General features: G+C 66.0%; 3 protein-coding genes. All 3 read right to left on the minus strand.

What is annotated here, in order from left to right; all coding sequences use genetic code 11:
* Positions 1-216 (minus strand): hypothetical protein (locus GPA_RS18975; RefSeq protein WP_041239203.1); only part of this gene is annotated, 216 nt, incomplete at its 3' end.
* A gap of 199 nt (positions 217-415) precedes the next feature.
* Entirely contained in the window at positions 416-2404 is a 1989-nt protein-coding gene (pknB, locus tag GPA_RS06670; protein ID WP_015539387.1) for a Stk1 family PASTA domain-containing Ser/Thr kinase, read from the minus strand.
* A gap of 91 nt (positions 2405-2495) precedes the next feature.
* A complete protein-coding gene (locus tag GPA_RS06675) occupies positions 2496-5294 on the minus strand; it encodes an FtsW/RodA/SpoVE family cell cycle protein (protein WP_015539388.1) in 2799 nt (932 codons plus the stop codon).
* Positions 5295-5341 lie beyond the last annotated feature (47 nt).

Here is a 5341-nt window from a genome sequence, read left to right on the forward strand (position 1 = left end):
CGAGGGGCTGCTGGCTGCGCGCTGCGCGGCAGCCTCGTCCTGAGAGACGGCGGCGACGAACGCCGGCACCGTCTCCATGCCGCGGCGGCGCAATCCGTCCAAGCGGTTCCAGGCAGCCTGCACGTCCCGCTGCTGCGCCTTCAGGTTGGCTACGACGAGCCCGCAGAGCGCGGCGACAAGGCCCACGAGGACGATGGCAATGAGGGAGAGGTTCATCCTGGCGGTCCTTTCACACGGGTGATCCGCCCATTGTAGGGCTAGCTCGCATGCAGGACGAGGTGGGGATTTGCTCGTTGGCAGCTTGACGGCGAAGCGTTGTCTTACCCGGAAACATGAGCGGGCCGCCCAAAAAGGCGGCCCGCTCATGTTTCGGTACAGGAAGCCCCGAACGTGCGCACGGGACGATAAGTGGCGGCTAGTTCGTCGGGTTGGGCGTCGGCGTCGGGTCGGGTGTCGACTGCTTGGCGAACACCACGGTGACGGCGATGCTGTTCTTCACGTTGCTGACGGTGAAGCTGCCGCCGCTCGGGGACACGCTGTAGCTGTTGCCGTTCGTGTCGGTGACGGAGGACACCGTGTAGCCGCTGTTGGGCGTCACCTGGAACGTGATGCTGCCGCCCTCGTCCACCTCCATGGACGACGGCGACACGTAGCCGCCCTCGCCCGAGACCGAGGCGGATACGGTGAACTTCGTGGGCTTCGCCTTGCCGCTGCTCACCACGATGTTCACCGTGCCGCCTTCCTTGCCCTTTTCGCCGGCGGAGGGGCTTTGGCTGATGACCAGGCCCTCGGCCACGGTATCGCTGTTGGCGTAGTCGGTCGTCACGGAGAAGCCGGCATCGTTCAGCGCTGCGACTGCGGCGCCCTCGCGCTGGCCCACCACGTTGGGCACTTCGACGCCCTCGGAGCCGAGCGATACGATGTACTCCACGGTCGAGTTCTTTTCAACCTTGGTGCCGCTTTCGGGATTGGTGCTGATGACCAGGCCCTTTTCAACCGTGTCGGAATAGGCTGGCGTTCCTGCGCTCGGCACGAGCCCCTTGTCCTTGATCGCCTGCTTCGCCTTTTCCGCGTCGAGGCCCTTCACGTCGGGCACGGTGATCTGCGCCACGCCCTGCGATACGGTGACGTTGACCTTCGAGCCCTTCTCGCGCTTGTCGCCGGCCTTCGGGTCCTGGCCGACTATCTGCCCGGCCGGAACCTTGTCATCGTACTTCTGGTCGGTCGTGCCCAGCTCGAAGCCCGCCTCCTTCAAGATGGCCGTGGCCTCCTCGACGGTCTTGCCCGTCACGTTGGGCACGGGGTCGCCCGAGGCGAAGCCGCCCATGAGGGCGAACGCCGCAAGGCCTACGATGGCCAGCGCGGCGATGACGCCCACCACGATGCCGATGGTCTTCTTGTTGTTCTTCTTCTTGCCGTCGTCGGAACGGTAGTTCTTCGCGCCGCCGGGGGTTCCCGCGGGCTTCACGCCGCCCGCGCCCATGCCGGCGGGCATGACGGCGGTGCCGTCGGCCGCGGCCATGGGGGCCACCACGCCGCCCATGACGGCCGTTTCGGCGCTGGTGAAGCCGCCGCCCACGTTCACGGGGCGTCCGGCCAGGTAGTCGTTCAGCGCGTAGCGCATGTCCTGCGCGGTGGCGAAGCGCTCGGCGGGGTTCTTCGCCATGGTGCGCATGATGATGGCCTCGAGCGCGGGGTCGATGTCGGGGTTGATCTCGCGTGGCGGGGCCGGCAGGTCGTTCACCTGCTTCATGGCCACGCTCACGGCATCGGGGCCGTCGAAGGGCAGCTTGCCCGTGGCGGCCTCGTACAGCACGATGCCCAGCGAGTAGATGTCGCTGGCGGCGGTGAGCTCCTTGCCCTGCGCCTGCTCCGGCGAGATGTAGTGCGCCGTGCCCAGCACGGACGACGTCTGCGTCATGACCGAGTTCTTGGCGCGCGCGATGCCGAAGTCCATGACCTTCACGTTGCCGTCGGGCTGCACCATGATGTTCTGCGGCTTGATGTCGCGGTGGATGATGTCCAAATTATGCGCCACCGACAGGGCCTGGCACACTTGCGAGCCTATCTCGGCCACCTTGCGCTGGTTGATGGCGCCGCGCTCGTTGATGGCCGTCTTCAGGTCGCTTCCGCGCACGAACTCCATGACGATGTAGTACGTGCCGTCGTCCTGGCCCCAGTCGTACACGTTCACGATGTAGGGGCTCTGCAGGTTGGCCGCGGCGGCGGCCTCCTGCTTGAAGCGCTTGGTGAAGTTGGGGTCGGCGGCGTACTGGGGCAGCATGACCTTCACCGCGACCAGACGCCCGAGCACGTTGTCCTGCGCGCGGTACACCTCGGCCATGCCGCCGATGCCGATGCGCTCGGTTATCTGGTAGCGGTTGTTGAACACCCTGCCTGTCATGTTTCCGGTCACGTTTCTGCTCCTTTAGGTCACATGCCCCGTGGCGGTACTGCGTGTCGATGTTGATACGATTGCCACCAGCATACCTTATTTACAAAAGCCCTTGCACCTGCAGGGCCGTTCTCAACACATTCTGCGCCCGCTCGGTGCCCATGCCCTCGTCGGCGAGCTCCAGGTTGATGGCCACCACGACGCGCGGGTTGTCGGCGGGCGCCATTCCCACGAACCAGCTGTCGTTGCCGTTCTCCTTCTCGGCCGTGCCGGTCTTGCCGGCCACCTCCACGCCGGGGAGGGCGGCGGCCGTGCCCGTGCCGTCCGTGACGACGCCCTTGAGCACGTCCTTCACGCGGCTGGCCGTCTCCTTGCTCACGGCCTGCAGGAACTTGTTCGGCGTGGCGGTGAAGCTGCGCTCGCCGTTGGCGTTGTAGACGCCCTCTACCAGGTAGGGGTTCATGATGGCGCCGTCGTTGGCGATGGCACAGCCCACGAGGGCCATCTCCAGCACGGTGGCCTGGGGCCCGGCGGGGCTGGGGTGGTTCTGGGGGTTCACCGGCTCGCCGGCGGCCGACCAGGCCAGCTCCCACTTCGTCATCTCGTCGGGCTCGGCCATGAGCGAGGTGGCGGTGTTCAGCGTGAAGTCGATCTTGCGGTTGAAGCCGAACTTGTCGGCGCCGTCCACGAGCTTCTCCGCGCCCATCTCCACGCCCAGCTGGCCGAACACGGTGTTGCTGGACAGCTCGGTGGCGCGGGCGAGCGTGATGTCGCCGTAGGAGTTCTTGTTGAAGTTCGTGACGGGCGCGTTGCCGATGTCCATGGTGCCTGGCGACGAGAACACGGTGTCCTCGCTGGCCACGCCGTCCTCGAGCGCCGTTGCCAGCGTGACGATCTTGAACGTGGAGCCGGGGGCGTACAGTGTCTGTATCGCGCGGTTCAGCAGCGTGCTCTCGCCATCGGGGTTGGCGTTGGCCTTCTCGATCTCGGCGGCGAAGTCGGCCGCGTCGTAGGTGGGCGACGACGCCATGCCCAGCACGGCGCCCGTCTCGGGGTCCATGACCACGCACGCGCCGGCGTAGCCGGAGAGCGCGTCCTGGGCCGCCTGCTGTATCTTCGAGTTCAGCGTGAGCGTGACGTCGTTGCCCACGCCGCCGACGCCGGCCAGCGAGTTCAGCACGTCGGTCCAGCTGGCGTAGTTCTGCTGGCCCTTCAACGTGTCGTTCTCGGCGGCCTCGATGCCGGACGTGCCGAACTGGGTGGACGCGTAGCCCACCACGTGGGTGGCCAGGTTGCCGGCGGGGTAGACGCGCTCGTAGGTACCGTCCTCCTGCTGCACGCTCTGCGCGAGGATCACGCCGTCGTAGGTGGAGATGGTGCCGCGCTCGGTGCGCGACTCCTTCGCCATCGTGTGGTTGTTGCCGGGCATGTTCTGGTAGTAGCTCGCCTGCACCACCATGATGAGGGTGAGGTTGGCCACGAGCAAGGCGAACAGGGTGGACAGGATGATCATGGCGTGCGTGAGCCGCTTGCCCAGCGACACGCGCCCGAGCACGCTGTTCGCATGCAGCGAGGTGGTGGCGCTGGCCATTTCCTCGCCCACGCCCGTGCCCTCGTCGCCGCAGCGCAGCAGGAAGCCCACGATGATGAAGCTGGCTAGAAGCGATGAGCCGCCTTGGCTGATGAACGGCAGCGTGATGCCGGTCAGGGGGATGAGGCGCGTGATGCCGCCCACGATGATGAACGCCTGCAGAACCACGATGGACGTGAGGCCGACCGCCACGAACGAGCTGACGTCGCTCTTCGCGCGCGCCGCCGTCACGAAGCCGCGGATGGCGAAGCACAGGAACAGCAGCAGCACGCCGGCCGCGCCCAGAAGCCCTATCTCCTCGGCGATAACGGTGAAGATGAAGTCGCTTTCCGCGACGGGGATCTGGGGAAGCCCGTTGCCCCCGCCGGCCAGGCCGCGCCCGAGCCCCACGCCGAACAGGTCGCCGTCGGCGATGGAGTAGAGCGATTGAACCAGCTGGTAGCCCGTGTTCTGCGCATCGGCAAACGGGTCCAGCCATATGTCCACACGCGTTTGCACATGCCCGAACGCCAGGTAGGCGCCTACTCCGCCGACGGCGATAAGCCCAAGGCCCACCACCAGGTAGAACTTCTTGCCCGTGGCCACGTAGAGCATGATGAGGAACACGAAGAAGAACACGAGCGCGCTGCCGAGATCCTTCTCGAACACCACGATGAGCAGGGCGACCAGCCACATGAGCAGAAGCGGCAGCAGCGTGCGGATGTCGGGCAGGTTGAACGGGCCTGCACGCCACGTGAACACGGAGAGCATCTCGCGGTTCTGGGCGAGGTATCCCGCCAGAAACAGCACGATGGCTATCTTGGCTATCTCGCCCGGTTGGAACGAGAACACGCCGGGAATGCCGATCCAGATGCGACTGCCGTAGATCTCCTGCCCGATGACCGGCAGAAGCGGCGAGAGCAGCAACGCGAAGCCCACGATCATGAGCGTGTACTTGTAGTTGGCCACCTTGTCCAGGTTGCGGAACAGCACGAGCACGAGCACCATGCACGCCACGCCCAGGAACAGCCACATCACCTGGTTGATGGCGATACTGGACTTGTCCGCATAGGGCGCGAGCCGCGTGATGAACGCGATGCCTATGCCGGATAGGGCGAACGAGATGGGCAAGATGGCGGGGTCGGCCTTGGGCGCGAACTTGCGCACGGCCAAATGCGCGATGACGAACGCCACGAAGATGCCGATGGGCACGCCCAGCGTGGTGGCGTTCAGGCTCTGGCCTTGGTTTATGGCCAGCATGGCGAACAGCAGCACCACGATGGGCGCCGCCACGCACAGCAGGACGAGCTCGAGGTTGCGGCGCGTCATGCGGCACCGCCTTGCGAGTTGGCAGGCGCCGGCGGGTTCGCATCGTG

Source organism: Gordonibacter pamelaeae 7-10-1-b, assembly GCF_000210055.1.
Taxonomy (GTDB): Bacteria; Actinomycetota; Coriobacteriia; order Coriobacteriales; family Eggerthellaceae; genus Gordonibacter; species Gordonibacter pamelaeae.

Excerpts from the sequence above, each read along its gene's own strand:
- pknB (WP_015539387.1), bottom strand. The coding sequence starts at position 2,404 with ATGACAGGCAGGGTGTTCAACAACCGCTACCAGATAACCGAGCGCATC.
- GPA_RS06675 (WP_015539388.1), bottom strand. The coding sequence starts at position 5,294 with ATGACGCGCCGCAACCTCGAGCTCGTCCTGCTGTGCGTGGCGGCGCCC.